General features: G+C 53.8%; 14 protein-coding genes. 4 read left to right on the top strand and 10 right to left on the bottom strand.

From position 1 onward, the window contains the following. Positions 1-48: 48 nt before the first annotated feature. From RHM62_RS09790 to RHM62_RS09760, 7 genes are all read right to left on the bottom strand, one after another. The gene (locus tag RHM62_RS09790; RefSeq protein WP_322121930.1) at positions 49-2142 is read right to left on the bottom strand and encodes a 3-hydroxyacyl-CoA dehydrogenase NAD-binding domain-containing protein; all 2094 of its coding nucleotides are present in this window, start codon (positions 2140-2142) and stop codon (positions 49-51) included. 7 nt (positions 2143-2149) lie between these two features. Then, positions 2150-2440 carry an antibiotic biosynthesis monooxygenase family protein gene (locus RHM62_RS09785; RefSeq protein ID WP_322121929.1) on the bottom strand — a complete coding sequence of 97 codons (291 nt, stop codon included), beginning with the start codon at positions 2438-2440 and terminating at the stop codon, positions 2150-2152. A 62-nt stretch (positions 2441-2502) separates the two neighbouring features. After that, positions 2503-3273 (bottom strand): SDR family NAD(P)-dependent oxidoreductase, encoded by a 771-nt coding sequence (locus tag RHM62_RS09780; protein ID WP_322121928.1) that lies wholly within the window; start codon positions 3271-3273, stop codon positions 2503-2505. A 34-nt stretch (positions 3274-3307) separates the two neighbouring features. Next, complete coding sequence (locus tag RHM62_RS09775) at positions 3308-4210, bottom strand: NAD-dependent epimerase/dehydratase family protein (RefSeq protein ID WP_322121927.1); 903 nt, start codon at positions 4208-4210, stop codon at positions 3308-3310. A gap of 45 nt (positions 4211-4255) precedes the next feature. Continuing rightward, complete coding sequence (locus RHM62_RS09770) at positions 4256-6145, bottom strand: TRAP transporter large permease subunit (protein WP_322121926.1); 1890 nt, start codon at positions 6143-6145, stop codon at positions 4256-4258. A 196-nt stretch (positions 6146-6341) separates the two neighbouring features. Next, the gene (locus RHM62_RS09765; protein WP_322121925.1) at positions 6342-7400 is read right to left on the bottom strand and encodes a TRAP transporter substrate-binding protein; all 1059 of its coding nucleotides are present in this window, start codon (positions 7398-7400) and stop codon (positions 6342-6344) included. Positions 7401-7432: 32 nt separating this feature from the next. Then, positions 7433-7855, bottom strand: a complete 423-nt coding sequence (locus RHM62_RS09760; RefSeq protein ID WP_322121924.1) for a VOC family protein — start codon at positions 7853-7855, stop codon at positions 7433-7435. 236 nt (positions 7856-8091) lie between these two features. Between RHM62_RS09760 and RHM62_RS09755 the strand changes: the two genes are divergently transcribed. Further along, entirely contained in the window at positions 8092-8958 is an 867-nt protein-coding gene (locus RHM62_RS09755) for a hypothetical protein (protein ID WP_322121923.1), read from the top strand. After that, complete coding sequence (locus RHM62_RS09750) at positions 8948-10162, top strand: CoA transferase (protein WP_322121922.1); 1215 nt, start codon at positions 8948-8950, stop codon at positions 10160-10162. Before RHM62_RS09755 ends, RHM62_RS09750 begins: the two co-directional genes overlap by 11 nt. A 248-nt stretch (positions 10163-10410) precedes the next feature. Here the strand turns inward: RHM62_RS09750 and RHM62_RS09745 are convergent, their stop codons facing one another. Both RHM62_RS09745 and RHM62_RS09740 read right to left on the bottom strand, forming a co-directional pair. Next, positions 10411-11238 (bottom strand): IclR family transcriptional regulator, encoded by an 828-nt coding sequence (locus tag RHM62_RS09745; protein WP_322121921.1) that lies wholly within the window; start codon positions 11236-11238, stop codon positions 10411-10413. A 552-nt stretch (positions 11239-11790) separates the two neighbouring features. Beyond that, positions 11791-12381 (bottom strand): recombinase family protein, encoded by a 591-nt coding sequence (locus RHM62_RS09740; protein WP_322121920.1) that lies wholly within the window; start codon positions 12379-12381, stop codon positions 11791-11793. A gap of 450 nt (positions 12382-12831) precedes the next feature. Between RHM62_RS09740 and RHM62_RS09735 the strand changes: the two genes are divergently transcribed. Both RHM62_RS09735 and RHM62_RS09730 read left to right on the top strand, forming a co-directional pair. Further along, complete coding sequence (locus RHM62_RS09735) at positions 12832-14991, top strand: N-6 DNA methylase (protein WP_322121919.1); 2160 nt, start codon at positions 12832-12834, stop codon at positions 14989-14991. 1 nt (position 14992) lies between these two features. Further along, the gene (locus tag RHM62_RS09730) at positions 14993-16120 is read left to right on the top strand and encodes a hypothetical protein (protein ID WP_322121918.1); all 1128 of its coding nucleotides are present in this window, start codon (positions 14993-14995) and stop codon (positions 16118-16120) included. On the opposite strand, the gene RHM62_RS09725 is transcribed toward RHM62_RS09730, so the two are convergent. After that, the gene (locus RHM62_RS09725) at positions 16117-16476 is read right to left on the bottom strand and encodes a hypothetical protein (RefSeq protein ID WP_322125278.1); all 360 of its coding nucleotides are present in this window, start codon (positions 16474-16476) and stop codon (positions 16117-16119) included. The genes RHM62_RS09730 and RHM62_RS09725 overlap by 4 nt on opposite strands. Positions 16477-16601 lie beyond the last annotated feature (125 nt).

Here is a 16601-nt window from a genome sequence, read left to right as displayed (position 1 = left end):
GCCGAGGTCGATGGCGCCGAACGGATAAGTCACTATTTACTGTTCCGCTCAAGCCAACAGGCGGTCGAGCATGTCCCGAGTAGCACGCACGGCACCATGGCCATTATTGGCAATCAACTGATCGAGATCGTTGTCGAGTTGGTCGCGATCCTGATGGCTTGCCCAGAAGACCGGACCGCCTTCCCAGCGCGGAAAGCCGTAGCCCTGGATCATGACCACGTCGATATCACTGGCACGCGCGGCAACTCCTTCGGCCAACAGCAGCGCGGCTTCGTTGACCATGGCGAGCAATGCGCGGCGCTGAATGGTCAGTGCAAACAAGAACTGCCGGGTGATTCCTCGCTGGCTGCTGGCACGTTCGATGATCCGGCGAACGACTTCATCGGTGTGGCGCGCTTGCTTTTTTTCGGTATAGGCGTAGTAGCCCGCATCGCTCTTGCGCCCCAAACGGCCGAGTTCGCAAAGCTGGTCCAGGATGGAAACATACCGTACACGCGGGTCACGGATCGACGCTTGCGCCTTGCGCATGCGCCACGCGATATCCAGTCCGGACAGGTCGGCGACGGCAAACGGCCCCATCGCAAAACCCATTGCTGTCAGGGCATTGTCCACCTCTTCCGGCCAGGCGCCGTCTTCCAGCATGAATTCGCATTGTGTCCGATAGGCGTTATAGATGCGATTGCCGATGAAGCCAAAGGAGTTACCTGTTAATACGGGCAGCTTCCTGAGCTTTCTTCCCAGCGCCATTCCCGTGGCCAGAACATCCGCTGTGACATCCTTGTTTCGCACTACCTCCAGCAGCTTCATCACATTTGCCGGACTGAAAAAATGCAGGCCAAGGACGTCGGATGGCCTTGATGTCACGCCGGCGATGGCATCGATGTCGAGGTAAGACGTATTGGTCGCCAGCACCGCACCGGGACGCGCATGGTGATCGATCTTCCTGAATACGTCCTGTTTGACGGACAACTCTTCGAATACGGCTTCAATCACGACATCGGCGCGCTCCAAATTCGCCCAGTCAATCGTCAGCGTCAAACTTGACGACAGCGCGACTGCATCATCAGCCGACAACTTCCCTGCGTCGACACGGCCACGGTAATGATCGGTGATGCGCTGATGCCCCCGCTGCAACGCAACGTCGTCCTGTTCCACCAGCAGAACCTGAAGTCCCGCATCGAGTGCGCAAATCGCAATGCCGGCCCCCATGGTGCCGGCACCAATAACCGCCACCGAACGAAATTCGCGGGGATCTGCTTTCAGATGTTCGGAGAGCGTGGAGGCGTCGCGCTCCGCCCTGAGTTGATACCTCAGCGCCTTGGAGACGGGCCCCGTCAATAGTGTCAGAAGGAGCCCCTGCTCCCGCTGCATACCTTCGTCAAAGGGCAACGCGGAGGCGTGCAATGCCTCCAGCGTGGCGATATGGACCGGCTGCAGTTTTTGCTTGCCGGTCAGGCGCTCCCGCTCTCGCGCGATGAACTGCTGCATCGAGGTGGCGTCTACCGCCCTGTCCCGTGCGCGCGGCAGGACCTCACCATGCGGAAACTTTGAGGCAAGTTGTTCGGCCAACCGGGATGCAGCGCCCACAACGTCGGCGGTCACGACACGATCCAGCAGCCCCGATGTCGCCAGGTCCGTTGCCACCCGCGGGACGCCATCCCGGATCAGGCCAAGGGCGATATCTGGCGTTGTCAGTCGTGTCAGGCGCTGGGTTGCTCCCGCACCGGGAATCAAGCCCAGGTGACTTTCCGGAAAGCCGAATCGGGCCGACGCAAGCGCGACGCGTGCATGACAGGCAAGTGCCAATTCGACACCACGACCGAGCGCTGCCTGCCCGATGGCCGCCACCACCGGCTTCGCAGACTGCTCCAGTCGGGACACGACCGATTGCAGTGCTTGCGACAACCGCTGACTGGAGGAGACGAAATCGGTTGCGGTCGCCTCGACGGACCATGTCATGACGTTGCAGGCCAACACCATCCCGCGAACAGCAGGATTTGCCTGCGCCGCGTCGATTTCCGAAACAAGGGTGTTAAACAAATCCAGACACGGACCTGTCTCCGACACGTCGTCGAGCACAATAATGGCGATGTCAGAGACAACACCACTTTTGAAGGCATCTTCGTTATTTGGGCTATGCATGGTCAATTCAGATCAGTTCGAAGTGCTCGACGTGCGGTGGCTGTGCAAAACAATCGCCCACCAGCGAACGCCATTCGTCGTACAGCGGGGATCCACGAAAGCCCAGGGTGTGGTCTTCGAGCGTGTCCCAGGTCAGCTGCAAGACATAACGTCGGGGACTTTCGATACAACGGTGAAATGTGTGACCGCGAAAGCCCGTTGCCCTCGGAAATACGGTTGCCAGTGCATGCGCAACGGCGTCTTCGAACTGGGCTTTCCGGTCTTCTTGTATGGTGATGTCGGCGACTTCAAGAATCATGGAATTTTCTTTCTAACGCAGGTAACGGAATACGGAATACGCACGCAAACACGCACAGTCATTCAATGAATATGACTGCCGCCGTTGACGTCGATGGTGGCGCCAGTCACGAAACCGGATAGATCTGAGGCCAGAAAAAGGCAGACTCCGGCCGCTTCCCTGGTTGTGCCGGTACGCTTCAACGGAATGGCGTCAATGATGCTGCCCAGTCGCTCTGCCGGTAATCCGTCGAGCATGGCCGTTTCGATCATGGCGGGGCAAATGGCGTTGGCCCTGATTCCCATATGCCCGAACTCCCGTGCAATGCTCTTGGTCAGACTCAGGACCCCGCCCTTGGAAGCGGCGTAATGCGCGCCACCAACCAGGCCACCGCCACGTTGCGCCGCGGCCGACGAAACGTTGACGATCGTCCCGGACCGCTGGGCGACAAAGACCCGCAAGGCACTTTGACAAAGATGGAACGCACCCTTGAGGTTGACGTCGATCATGACGTCAATATCCTTTCCGGTCATGTCGAGCATGGACTGCGTTCGCACAATGCCGGCGGAATTCACCAGGCAATCGATCGTGCCATGCAAGTCCATCACGTTCTTCATCAGTTGCTCGCAATCTTCGGCTTTGCTGATGTCGCATCGAAATCCGTGCACGGAGACTGGCGTCTGCGTATTCGCCTCGATCGTCGACTTGATGCTGGCGAGTGTCTGATCGTCCATCAGCAGGTCGACGACCACGACCCTGGCGCCGTGCTCGGCAAACAGTTCGGCCGTGGCGTAGCCGATGCTGCGAAGCGACGCCGCGCCAGCAATCACGCAAACCTTATTTTTCAGTAGCATTTTTTACTCTTTCAAAAACGGATAACACGGAAATTCAAATCGGCAATTCGTTCAAAATCCAGTCGGTGACCGAGCCGTGGCGGGGTGTCCAGCCTAGCTCCTGGCGGGCCCGGAGCGCCCTGATGCGACTGTTGCTGCCAAACGTGAAATAGGCCTTCGGTGCGCCCCATTGTTCGGCGGCAAGTGCAGGATCGAGCGCCTCGACCTCGGGAAGTCCGAGCCGCGTGGCTAATGCTTCGCCAATATGGCGAAACGATGCTTCACCGTTTTCGGCGAAGTAGAACGCGCCCGCGGGTGCATCGGCCAGCGCGCGCAGATACAGGTCGACCAGATCATCAATATGGACGTTCGACCAGGTATTGAGGCCCGCCCCGACTATCTGCACGACGCCATTCTTGCGCGCGTTGTCGACCAGAAATGGAATCTGCACGCTGTGCTGGTTCAGGCCGCGTCCCTGCCCATAGATGTTGCTTGGACAAATCACGACAGATCGGACAGCCCGCCGAGCAGCATCAAGCACCATCAAATCGATGTCGCGTCGCGGTTGCTTCAACGGGTTGACAATCAACGCCGTGTTTTCGTCGAAGATCGCACTCGAGCAGTAGGCGCCACGTGCATCGTCGCCAATGACGCTCGAGCCACTAGTATGAATGAACGGTTTTCCCGAGCCGGCCAGCCCGGCGATCAAGGCAGTGACTGCCGGGAAGTTGTCCGCACTTGCGGTGTTGATGACACCGTCGGCGTTGCGCGCTTCGTGGGTCAACAGTGCCAGCGCATCGAGGTCACCCACGACGGGCGTGATACCGCGATCCAGTAACCGGGCCGCCTTGCCCTGACTGCGAACCAGTCCTCTTACCGTGTGTCCGCGCCTGACCAGTCCATCGGCAATGGATCCGCCGATGTACCCCGTCGCGCCCGTCAGGAAATAAGTAGACATGATGTATCCCGTTATTCGTGTTGTGGTTCGGCAGGCGCGATCACGCTATTTAAAGAATCCCGTGGACAGCTCCGGTACGGCGGCCACCAGAATCGTTCCGATAATCAGCGCGATGATGTACCCGACGATCGGTCTCATGCCGGCACTGGGACTGACGCGGCTAATGGCACAGGCAGCGTAGTAACCCACGCCAAAGGGTGGCGCGAAGAGGCCGATGCCCATCGAAAGCACCACGACCATCGAGTAGTGCACGTCGTTGATGCCGAATTGCTTAGCGATAGGAAACAGTAACGGACCGAACACAACGATGGCGGGAATGCCTTCGAGGACGCTGCCAAGGATGATGAATGCAAGAATGGAGACCGCGAGGAAGCCGGTGGCCCCGCCGGGCAGTTGCGACATCGCCTCGGCTAACTGGCGGGAGAAGCCGGATTGCGTCAGTGCCCAGGCCATGCCGGTTGCGGTACCGATGATCAGCAGAATGGCGCCGGACAGCGCGGCGGTGTCGACCAGTGCCGGCCATAGCTTGCGGTAGTCCAGCTGCCGGTAGATCACTGCGCCGGCGATGAGTGCATAGGCGATACCGATCGTCGAAACCTCGGTTGCCGTCGCAACGCCCTCCACAACGGTAGCGCGGATGATGAATGGCAGTGCCAGTGCCGGACTGGCAATGAGCAGCGTACGCCGGATTGCCGGCCAACTGGCCCGTTCGATGCCGGCGAGGTTGTCCTTGCGATGGCGCCACCAGATGACGGCGCACAGCATGATCGCCAACACCAGTGCCGGCACGAGGCCACCGGCGAACAACGCGGAAATTGAAATGCCGGTGACCGAGCCGATGGTGATGAGCACGATACTTGGCGGTATGGTTTCCGTCTGCGCGCCGGTGGCGGCCAGCAACGCCACCATCTCGCCGTCCTTGACGCCACGCTTGCGCATTTCGGGAAAGAGCACCGGCGCAATCGCGGCCATGTCGGCGGCCTTCGAACCCGAAATGCCGGAAACGAGATACATGCCGCCGACCAGGACGAACGACATGCCGCCACGGACGTGACCAAGGAGCGACGCCAGAAATTTCACCATGGCTTTGGCCATGCCGGTCAGTTCCAGAACGATTCCGAGGAACACAAAGAGCGGAACCGAGAGAAGCACGATGTGCGACATCCCCTCGTCCATCCGGCCAATAATGACGGTCGTTGGCTTGGAGGTGGTCAGCGCAATGTAGCCGAGTGTTGCCAGGCCGAATGCAAACGCAATCGGCACGCCGGACAACACCAGAAGTGCGACGATACCGACGAAGAAAATCAGAAGATTGAAATTACCGAGGTCCTGGAACAGCGGACTCAGCATGTAAAGGCCACCCACGACCGCTGTAGCCAGGGCCAGTCCGGCCAAAAGACGGCGCCAGTCCGTCACCTCGGCAAGCTTGAGAACGGCAGAAAAACACATCAAGGCAATTCCGACTGGGAGCGCAGAAGCACGCCATGCATTGGAAATTTCGAGCGACGGCGAGGTCACGGCAGCCTCTTCGGCAGCAAATTCATAGGCCGGATGGCCGATAAACGCAAGAAACGCGACGGCGGCAACCAATGCCAGCAGGTCGAGGAAAGCGCGCGTGTCCGGGGAGGTCATGTCGACGAGCGCCGTCATGCGCATGTGGGACGATCGGCGCAACGCGATCACGGAGCCGAGCATCGCAAGCCACAGGAAGAGCATCGAGGCGAGTTCATCCGACCATGTCAACGGATGGTGCAATACGTACCGACTCACGACGCCACCGAGCAGCACGAGGATTTCGGCGAGCACCAGCAGCGCGGCAGGTACCTCGGTGACGATGGCGAGTAGTCGATCGGCCTTTCCGACTGCGCGCAGCCAGGCGTTATTCTTTTGCACGCTCGTTTCGCTTGCGCGCGAGTCATCAGGATGCGTTGGCATGTCCAAAGTGCGTCTCCAAAATTTTTTAATTTATTGTGTGTCTGATGCTTTTTGAATCTGGCGGCACGGTGGTGGTGCACGCCGATGCGAAAAGTCACGTCTCACATCAGCCAGGGCGCTTGCACGACGCACCGCGTCGATTCTTGCTGGCCTCTACGTCAGCGGTTTGTTCGCTGCCGATGTACCAGCCTGGCGTTCAGCCCAGTTTGCCCGTGTACTTTTCGAGCTGCGCCCACGTCTCTGGCCCGAATTTCTTCTGCCACTGCTCGTAGTAACCCGCCTTCAGCAGCACCTCACGGAATGGCTTCGTATCCACCCGGTTGAACTGCATGCCCAATCCCTTGAGCTTGGCTTCCAGCGAGACATTCAGTGACTCGTGTGCAGCACGTTGCTTTATGGCATTGGCATCAAAGACTTTCGTCACCAGTGCACGGAGGTCCTCGGGCAAGGCGTTCCAGATGCGCTTGTTACCGACGAGTGCAAAGTACTCCCACAGATGTGACGTGTTCGAGCAGTACTTCTGGACTTCATAGAGCTTGGCTGCGTCGATAGTCGGCAATGCGTTTTCCTGACCATCGACGACCTTTGTCTGGAGCGCCGTGTAAAGCTCACCGATGGGCACCGATGTCGGCGAGGCATTCAAGGCCTTGAACATGGACGTCCATAACGGGGTCGCCGGCACGCGTATCTTCATGTCTGCCAGATCGCGCGGGGTAACGATCGGCTTTGATGAGTGGGTGATCTGACGGAAGCCGTGGTCAAAGAATTTCCCTACCTGCGTGAGATTGACCTTGTCGAGCGCGGTGCGGATGTGGGCACCCAGATCGCCTTCCATCGCTTTCCACACGGAAGGATAGTCAGGAAATGCAAACGCAATCGAATTGATGGACGCGGCTTGCGCCAAGTTGCCATAAATCGACCCGGCGGTACAAATGAAGTCAATTGCTCCGGATCTCACTTGGGATAACGTATCCGTATCACTGCCTAACTGGCCATTCGGATACACCTCCATGATCAGGCGACCATTGGATTCTTTCGTAATTTCTACACACGCCGCCTTCAGGGCGGCGGACGTCGGATGACTCTCGGGCAAGGTGATGGCAATTTTCAGATTGAACTTGCCGGCTCCCTGGGCCAGCGCAGCGCTTGGAATCAGCGTTGCGGCTGTTACTCCCGCAATGAGCTTCAGTGCATCACGACGGCTATGTTGACTGGCGCTTTGTGCGCTTCGATCTTCTTTTGTACGGAATGGCATGGCTTGTCTCCCCCTCTTGCTTGTGAAAAAAATCAGAACACGTTCGGCTGGTGCACTTCGATAACGTGGCCATCAGGGTCTTGCAGAAAAACTTGATGCCAACCCGGAATTGCCCAGCAACCGTAGTCTGAATAGCGAAGCCCAAGCTGGTCACACTTGCGCATGAAACCCTTGATGTCGTCCGTCCGGAAACAGAAGTGTCCATGCCCCATCGGATTGACGAATTGCTTCATCTTGAAGCCAGTCTCCAGATCCCGCTCGGCCCAGTGAAACTCAATATCGCCATCGGTGAGGAAGTCGACCTTGCCGGTATAGGCGCGATCGTCGCGGTCACGGCTGATCACGGTATGGCTCTCGTCCTTGATGGTTCCCAGCTCAAATAATGTTTTGTAGAAATTAGTCAGTCTCGGCAGATTGTCCGTGCAGAGGTTCATGTGGTGAAACTTGAAATTCATTTCATTCTCACTTTCTTGCTTTTTTGCATGTCGTTATAGGTATCAAGCCGGCAAATCTTGCCGCAGGTGACTGAACAAACGCACGTCTGCCCAGCGCAAGCCGAACGATATGAGAATTTATTAGTAAAGTCAACAATGCATATACAAAATTTAAATTGGAGATAAATGACGATAAATTGCTTTTTAGACTATTTAAATAGGCTTTTAAAATCGTATATGAACTATATAATTCACATATGAATACAAACACAGATTTTAAAGAAAAAGGGGCGTTCGCCGAATTGTCGATCGCACGTGCCGAGGTGTGCAACATCTCAAGCGCGCGCAGGGTCGCCGCGATGCTCGACCTGAACCCGGATGACGTGCTCGACGGCGCGGCGCTACCGAGAGGCTGGCAGTTCATCCTGATGGCGGCAGAAACAAGGCGTTCGCTATTGAGAGCCGATGGATTTCCGGGACTCGGCGTCCCCATGCCGGACATTGGCCTGCCCCGGCTACTGCTAGGGGGGCGATCCGTGTCCTTCGAGAAGGACATACCGATCGGTGCGCTGGTACACCGCAAGAGTGCCATGCAAAGCCTGGACCGGAAGACCTCGGCAAGTGGCCCCATGGCAGTGGCAACGATCCGACACGAACTCTGGCTTGGCGGTGATGCGTCACCAGCGTTGACGGAGACACAAACCTATCTGCTGCTGCCCGCCCGCAAAGGCAGTTCGACCGACGAGGCCTCCGCTTCGGTGACGGACCTGTCCGGCCATCGCACGGCGACCATGATCCCGGATGAGACCTTGCTCTTCCAGTACTCTGCACTGGGGTTCAACTCGCACAAAATCCACCTTGACCGGTCCCACGCCCGCAACGTCGAAGGATTTCCGGACCTGGTTGTCAATGGCGGACTCGTCACCCTTCTCATGACGGAGTATCTGCGTCGCGAGATCGGCGTCGTTCCGTCCGCCATCAAGGTCCGGCACCTGGTACCGCTTTTTTGTGGAAGGCCCATCACGATGATGGCCAGGCAGAGTGACGCCAATTTCCGGTTGCAGGCCTATGACCATCGATCCACTCTTGCCGTCGACATGGAGGTAGATTTACATGAGCTTTGAACCATTGAAGGGAATCCGTATTCTCGACCTGACGAGCGTTGTGGTCGGACCGGTTTGCACCTGGCGGCTGGGACAATATGGCGCAGAGATTATCAAGGTCGAGAGCCCAGAGGGCGATTTGATGCGCGGACTCGGCGGCCCCTCGCCGACCGGCCAACATTCGGGCACCTATCTTCACCTCAACAGAGGCAAGCGGAACATTTGCCTGGACTTCAAGAAACCGGGTGCCCGCAACGTGATGGAGCGATTGATTGCATCCGCCGATGTGATCGTCGCCAACATGCGTCCCCAGGCACTGGAACGGCTGGGCCTGGATGCCAACACCATCCGCGATAAGTATCCGGAAAAAATTTATTGCCTGATCACCGGATATGGCACGGATGGTCCCTATGCCGGCCAGCCGACCTACGACAGCGTCGTCCAGGGTGCCACTGGCATGGCAGGACTGTCGTTACGTCGCGACGGCGTGCCCAACTACGTTCCGATGCTCATCTGCGACCATGTGGCCGGGGAAGTTGCCGCCGGGTCTATCCTCGCGGCTATCGTGGAAAGTAAAACGCGTGGCACGGGGTGCAGCATCGAAGTGCCGATGTTCGAAACGATGGCGGCATTTGTGCTCCAGGAGCACCTGGCGCAGCAAAGCTTCGATCCTCCTGTCGGGCCACCCGGCGATCTTCGATTGCTGAATCCGCACAATCGTCCCGTCAAAACTGCTGACGGCTGGATTGCTTTCACGATCAATACCAATTCGCAAGTACGTGCCTTCCTGACAGTCATCGGCAGATCGGACTTGCTGGATGACCCGCGCTTCAATTCAGTTGCAGCAAGAGCGAAGAATGTCGTGGAATGGTTTGAATTGCGTGGGGCGCCGCTCACGCACAAGACAACGCAGGAATTGCTCGAATTGCTACGTTCCGCTGACATCGCTGTGCAACCTTGCAATACCCTTGAGACACTTCCCGACGACAAACATCTGCAAGCGGTGGGCCTCATTCAATCCGAACTGCACCCGACGGAAGGGAAGGTCTATGCCATCCGGTCGACCGTCCGATTTGATGAATCCTATCCCTCAACACGCAGCCCCTCGCAGCCGCGTGGATGGGAAACGCAAGCGGTACTGCGGGAGGCTGGCTACGATGAGGCCGAAATTGCGCAGATGCTCAGCGATGGCGCGGCATTTGTAACTTCGACGCCTGCGACCTGACAACTCAGTAAGTGAACGGTCCATGAACTCACGGCTATCATGGCCGGCAGCGCATCGTCAAACTTGCATGGCCAAAGTCGTCGCATCACCGGTCCCGATACCGGCGTCGAGCGTGCCGGACGCCGGACCGTCGCACCTTCAAGCCACCGGGAAGAAGGCCAACCGGTGGCAACAGCCGTCACCAGCTTCCGGCCGCATCATCCAAACCTGGCTGGAGCACACTTGCATCAGGTTGCGCGGAGCATTTATTAGGGAGTAGCGTTCCCTGCAGCGCTTCCTCCAGCGCCACCCACTCTTTGGGACAAAATACTCGCCGCCGCAGCAAGTGCCTCCGTCACTTCTGGGACCGACTTTCGCCGGTCCTGATCGATACGTTCCGCAAAAGGGACCGTCATCGCCGCGAGTGCACGATTTTGCCTGTCAAGAATCGGAAAGCTGATTACATAGAGCCCTCGAACCTGCCTGCTGGCAATCGACTCGTAACCGGTGTTACGGATCGTGTCGAGGATGGCGCCAATTTGAGGATCAGATTGGTCGGGACGGCGTTGCATCGACTCTTCAATGCGCATCCGGCGCGTTTCGTCGTCTTGAAAGGCCAGGAGAATACGGCCAGATGCTGAAATCAATACATCAAGTTCCGATCCCGTACGCACACTAAAGCCCATGCCAGTGGGCGTATCGACCTTTGCCAGCACGACTTGCTTGCCTTGCGAATACACGGTGAGGTGGCACGACTGCTCGAGATCCTTGGCGAGACGTTGCATTACGGGCAATGCCTCGAACAGCAACCTATGGGTTTGGGGATTGGTGTGCGCCAGTTCGAAAAGTTTGGTCGTGATCGAGTACGAGCTGTCATCCACCTGAAAAATGTAGTTCCGGTCCACGAGGCAGTTCAGCATGCGATAGATTTCACCCACGCTACGCCCAAGACTTTGAGCAATTTCTTTTTGCGAGAGCGGCTTCTCGCTTTTGCTCATGATTTCAAGTATATCGAGCCCCTTTTCAAGAGCAGGGGCGGCGTAGTTACGCCGCTCGGTTTCCGTTACTTGACCCGTCTCGTTTGCATCGTCCTTCACCAAACCTCCTTGGGTATGAATTTTTTACCATCGAATTGCTGCAATATTTCCGCTTGAACCATAAAAGCTCGCGAATATCTGAAAATCACACGTGCTTCAAGGTTTCGGCAAACGTGCAAGGTACAACTATAGCAAAACTCACCAGTAATTCTCTTGCACCTGTACCTCCCAACCACTGAAAAAATGCACCTTCATAACGGATCAGTGAACCGCAACAATGAAAGATGCTACAAAATAATCGATGCCAGTTGGCGTGAGATCACCGTCTGTTGGCGCCGATGAGTTTTTGACCCAGGGCGCCGACATCGACTGACCCACCCGGGCCTTTGGTACGCCATGCTGCGTTTACCTTTACGCCAGTTAAGGTGGGTCAGTGAAAATCGGTCGGGGTGTTCAAAAATTCGTCGGCGCCAACAACATGCAGGGCAATAGTTCGGGTATTAAATTTGTACTGCCGGTTGGGCGTGAAAACCTGACTTGGGGATCTAAGCCGGAACCCCAGAAAATTCCGTCTCCCCAGCCCCAGAACATGCGTTCCGACATGGCCTCTCATCATCCGTGATTTTGCAGAGCCTTATCTCGAACTCGCATAATGGACTGGCGAGTCGTGTTGTAGTCCCGCGCCAATTGCGAGACCGACACACCTTCCGCAAGGCGACGAATAGCCTCCGTCTGTTGCACCTTGGTCAATGCTGACGGCCGCCCCATCACCTTACCTTCGGCGCGTGCGCGCGCAATTCCCGCATGCGTTCGCTCAATCAGCAAATCGCGTTCGAACTCCGCCACTGCCGTCAACACGGCCATGGTCATTTTTCCGCCCGCGCTTGTGAGATCAACGCCGCCAAGTGCAAGGCAATGAACACGAACCCCATCGGCGGCGAGTCGCTCGACAGTTGAGCGTACATCCATCGCATTGCGCCCTAGCCTATCGAGTTTTGTCACGATGAGCACATCACCAGGCTCCAGTCGGTCAAGCAATTTAGAGAACTCCGGACGTTCACTCGCCGCTACGCTGCCGCTAATACTTTCGGCAACAATACGTCGTTGGTTGACGGAGAAGCCAGCAGCTTCAATTTCAAGGATCTGATTGTCGGTGTTCTGGTCGATGGTGCTGACGCGAGCATAAATAAATGTGCGAGACATGGTTCGAGGCCGCCAAAGTGTACGAAATGGAGGTACTTATTATAAAGCCTGTCCGAAATAAGCAAAGGCCTACTTAAGTACATATCGCGCGGGTGGCGTCCTAAACCGATCGGTTTCGGACAGGTCGTTTTCAAAAAGGCGATTGCGTCATATCAGGCCAAATGGCGTCACTGACGGAAAGCATCAGTTTGGCGTCAATCCCCACCGGTGCTTGTTTTGAGCACAGTCCGAAGAAATAGGCGGTTCGCGCTTAAAAGCCCTAGATGCGCTCGTTGCAGGGCTTGAGCTTGGGTGACGGAATTTTCTGGAGGTCAGACGTGGAACCACTTCTTGGATTTAAAGTACAACAACACGTTTGCCGGGTGATTACAAAATATCTTGCGAAGCTTGCACAAAATGCATATTTCTTGTAACCTTTGAACATTACAAAACATTGGCTATTATGAAATTATGACATCGTACATTTCTCTCGCGGAAGCAGCAAGCCTCCTTGGTGTTACAAAAGAGACACTGAGAAATTGGGATAAGTCGGGAAAACTTAAGCCCGTACGGAACTCCACAAATAACTATCGGATGTATTTATTAAAAGACGTTCAAGGTTTGAATCCAATGGTTCTTGAGCAGCAAACAATGTTTGAAAGTGCCATTTCGGAAGATCACGGTTTTACTGGAGAGGTGATTTCAACGGATGAAACGGAAAAGAGGATCCGAAGACTCTTGGTTAAATTGCACAGAATTTTACGTGACACCGATGCAAACAGTAGCATTATTGAGCGTTTCGATGAAGTAACAAAATTATTATTTCTTAAACTCCTCGTCGATCGATCTCGCTATGACTCGACGCTGTTTGATCGTAAATCAAACGAGCAAAAAAATGATTATGCAGAGAAAATTCGTTTAGCTTTTCGTTCATCGACGGACCTAAACGGCACACTTTTCCCTATGAAATTTCGTGAACTTCGATTGAGTGATGCTGCGTTAGATTCGCTTGGTTCCGCTCTTAATGAGATATCGCTAGCTACGGGTGCCCGCGATGTTAAAGGTTATGCATATGAGGAAATGATACGAAATACCTTTGATAAAGGCGATCATCAGCAATTTTTTACACCGCAAAGTATTGTGGAGTTTATGGTGGGATTGGTAGAGGAAAATCTTTCAGGTGTTATTGCTGACCCTGCGTGCGGTACAGGTGGTTTTCTTGTAGAGGTCGCGAAGCGAAAAATAGAAAACGTTAATTTAATTGGATTAGAGATTGACGAACGCCTCGCTTGGGTTTCTGGAATAAATCTTTATGTTCACAACACACCAAAATTTCAAACTATGTGCTTGGGGAATGGAGGAACACTTGGTGCGGCCGGACGACAGTTCTCTGAAAAATTTGACGTTATTTTGACAAATCCGCCATTTGGTAGTGATTTCACTGAAAGAGATGAACTAGATACCTATATTCTCGGGCGAGGAAAGGTGAGTCGACGCAGGGGAATTTTGTTCCTTGAACGTAGCCTTGCCCTGTTAAGGGAGGGCGGTTGGCTCGTCGTGGTTATTGATGAAGGAGTTTTGTCCTTGCCATCAGCGGCTGATGTTCGCGACGTTATTCTGGGACAAGCGGAGCTCTGCGCCGTGATAAGCTTACCAGAAGCCGCATTTATGCCATATGCAAACGTAAATACGTCGATACTTCTTTTACGAAAGCGAACCGTTCCAAGCACAAACTACTTAACTTTTTATGCTAGGGCAGAAAATGTTGGACGTAAAGCAAATGGCGACCCAGACCTAACATACGACGAAACAGGTCTGCCTTCTCTGAACAACGATCTCCCGAGCATTCTGGCGGTTTGGCGACAATTCGAACGAACAGGAGTTCTCGAACGTCAGACAGTGAATTTATTTGTAGGCAAGACATCTGGTAACAATCTGTCGTTGGACCGAGCTGAAAATCGATTAGATTTTCGTTTCCACCATCCTGCTCGTGTGGCAGCTGAAGCCGCAGTGGCTAGATGCGAGTTTCCTTTGGTACAGTTAGGCGACCTTTGCGGGGTTCGCAATGAAAGCTGCGTCCCCTCAATCGACCTTACCGACCAGATTATCCCCTATACAGGGCTTGCGCACATGGAATCTTATGTTGGTTTAGCGAATCAGGTTAGAACTCCTGCTAATTCACTGTCGAGTGCTGTAAAGAGATATTGTCGAGGAGATATTTTATTTGCAAAAATGCGCCCTGGACTTCGTAAGGTTGCATACGCTGATTGGCTCACTCCAGGATATACGTCCGCCGAATGCATTGTATTAACTGTTCGTGAGAAGAACCATGTAGCAGTTATTGATCCCTTGTTATTATCAATATTATTGCGCTCTGATTTTGTTTTCGGTCAGATTATCCACCTTATCGCTGGAATCGGCCGCCCTCGAATCACACTTAAGGATCTTTTGCGTGTAAAGGTTCCTGTTCCACCAAATAATCGGCAAGTAGAAATTCTCAATGCATTTTCCGCTGCGAAAGGCCTCTACGAGCGAACTCGCAATGAAGCTCGACAATTGGAAGCAACTGCCACTCATCTTGAGCTCCAAGCCATCAATAATGTCGCGAATGCATTTGTTACGAAGGGTTAAAATGTCAAGTACTATACAATATTCTTTGCAGGAATCGAATGATTTAACCTCAAGGCAATTCGTTCTAAAATTGCTTGAAATCGCAATCAAACGCGTCAATGCTGGTGTTTCAAAAACATTAACAGCAAGAAAAACAAGTGAGCGACCGCCTCGAGATCCACGCCATTTAACAGACACACGAACGCGTGTTTCGACGTTACTGGAATATTCAGTGGCTTATGAAATGAATAATATTCTTCACCAAGATAATAGTGGTCTTTCTGTGGCCGCCGTATTGTGGAATGTATTTCCGGATTTGATAATTCGGAACCGTCAACGGGACAACGAGATTGGACTTGAAGTCAAAGCCTTGCATACTGCAGCTGAGGAGAAATCTGCGAACTTGGCAACCCCGCTGCAACTGATTAGATATCGTAAAGATTTTATTGTAATAATTAATTGGGGATGGCAAGTTGGCGTTCATGAGGGCACAAGTATTACGTACCCACACATTCACCTCGTTGGTGTATTTGATGCTTGGCTACTTGCCAAAATACGAGACTATGGTTGGCTTCTAAATCAGGGCGGGCGTGTTAAGGGTATTGACGTTGCGACTCCAATTATCAATGGTGCAGAAGCGACTTATAAGGCGGAGGAAGGCAACATGGGGAAACTTATGAGAATTCAACTTCCACAAGAAATGCCGCAGTCTGTGCCACACTATTTGGAAATGAGAGAAGAGGATGATCTATATACAAAGTTCAAGCAGCAGGTACTTGCGCTAGGGTTGAGAGAGACATTTTTGGATATTTGTCTCCTTGAAGGCTGTATTCAGGCAGACGCTGAGGTGGGAACAGAGTATCCGCAGGAGTGCAAAATTTTAGGAAATGTCGAATTGCCAAGCGGTGTTAATTTCCAGTTGCTTGCGGGTCCCCGGCCAGACCAATGGTTACGAACGATTGGCGTGAGGTCGTCACCTTCCAAGACGGCGCTATTGTGGCTTGGTGTAAAGCTGGATTGGAAGCTTTTTGCTATACGTGGAGGTTACTGGACAATAATGGACCAAGGGAAGAAGCCTGATTCTGAATATGATCGAATTCAAGCTAACCTCAGAGCAGCGCATTGGCTTGAAGAGGTCGCAGAGACTTAATAAGAATATGTCATTGATGAGCCGATATTATTTCTAGAACCGTAGAAGACATTTTGAACCTCCTCAACGTATCGAATACCTGAAATATGTTCGATTAAATCAACTAGGCGCTCGGTGCTTGTCACGACAAGTTCTGTTTCTCCTGCGATGTTGACGATCTGGAATGCCACCGATTGTTTCCGTACATTGATAATATATCCGAGGCATCCAGCCTCGAACCCCGTAAATACGACAGAAATTGTCGCACCGTCCCTGGTGGAAAAGACGGCGTCAAGTGCAGCAGGAGTAATTTCTGTAGACGTTAAACGAACGATTTCAAACGGTAGTGACACTTCACCATCAAAATATTTTGGCATGAAATTAGCTTATGATCTAATCATCATAAGCTACAGAAACATTCTGTTTATGTCCAGCAACATATCTCTCAAAAAAGTTTTTTGCTTTAGCCCGCTACCCTCAGCGCACCTTATCTGGGAATGTA

The organism is Actimicrobium sp. CCC2.4 (assembly GCF_034347385.1).
Classification (GTDB): domain Bacteria; phylum Pseudomonadota; class Gammaproteobacteria; order Burkholderiales; family Burkholderiaceae_D; genus Actimicrobium.
This window is presented reverse-complemented; position numbering and strand designations above follow the sequence as displayed.

What these genes read in the sequence shown, in the direction of transcription:
- RHM62_RS09735 (WP_322121919.1), top strand. Translation starts at nt 12,832, where the DNA reads ATGACATCGTACATTTCTCTCGCGGAAGCAGCAAGCCTCCTTGGTGTT.
- RHM62_RS09730 (WP_322121918.1), top strand. Translation starts at nt 14,993, where the DNA reads ATGTCAAGTACTATACAATATTCTTTGCAGGAATCGAATGATTTAACC.
- RHM62_RS09755 (WP_322121923.1), top strand. Translation starts at nt 8,092, where the DNA reads ATGAATACAAACACAGATTTTAAAGAAAAAGGGGCGTTCGCCGAATTG.
- RHM62_RS09785 (WP_322121929.1), bottom strand. Translation starts at nt 2,440, where the DNA reads ATGATTCTTGAAGTCGCCGACATCACCATACAAGAAGACCGGAAAGCC.
- RHM62_RS09750 (WP_322121922.1), top strand. Translation starts at nt 8,948, where the DNA reads ATGAGCTTTGAACCATTGAAGGGAATCCGTATTCTCGACCTGACGAGC.
- RHM62_RS09780 (WP_322121928.1), bottom strand. Translation starts at nt 3,273, where the DNA reads ATGCTACTGAAAAATAAGGTTTGCGTGATTGCTGGCGCGGCGTCGCTT.
- RHM62_RS09790 (WP_322121930.1), bottom strand. Translation starts at nt 2,142, where the DNA reads ATGCATAGCCCAAATAACGAAGATGCCTTCAAAAGTGGTGTTGTCTCT.
- RHM62_RS09775 (WP_322121927.1), bottom strand. Translation starts at nt 4,210, where the DNA reads ATGTCTACTTATTTCCTGACGGGCGCGACGGGGTACATCGGCGGATCC.
- RHM62_RS09725 (WP_322125278.1), bottom strand. Translation starts at nt 16,476, where the DNA reads ATGCCAAAATATTTTGATGGTGAAGTGTCACTACCGTTTGAAATCGTT.
- RHM62_RS09765 (WP_322121925.1), bottom strand. Translation starts at nt 7,400, where the DNA reads ATGCCATTCCGTACAAAAGAAGATCGAAGCGCACAAAGCGCCAGTCAA.
- RHM62_RS09770 (WP_322121926.1), bottom strand. Translation starts at nt 6,145, where the DNA reads ATGCCAACGCATCCTGATGACTCGCGCGCAAGCGAAACGAGCGTGCAA.
- RHM62_RS09760 (WP_322121924.1), bottom strand. Translation starts at nt 7,855, where the DNA reads ATGAATTTCAAGTTTCACCACATGAACCTCTGCACGGACAATCTGCCG.
- RHM62_RS09740 (WP_322121920.1), bottom strand. Translation starts at nt 12,381, where the DNA reads ATGTCTCGCACATTTATTTATGCTCGCGTCAGCACCATCGACCAGAAC.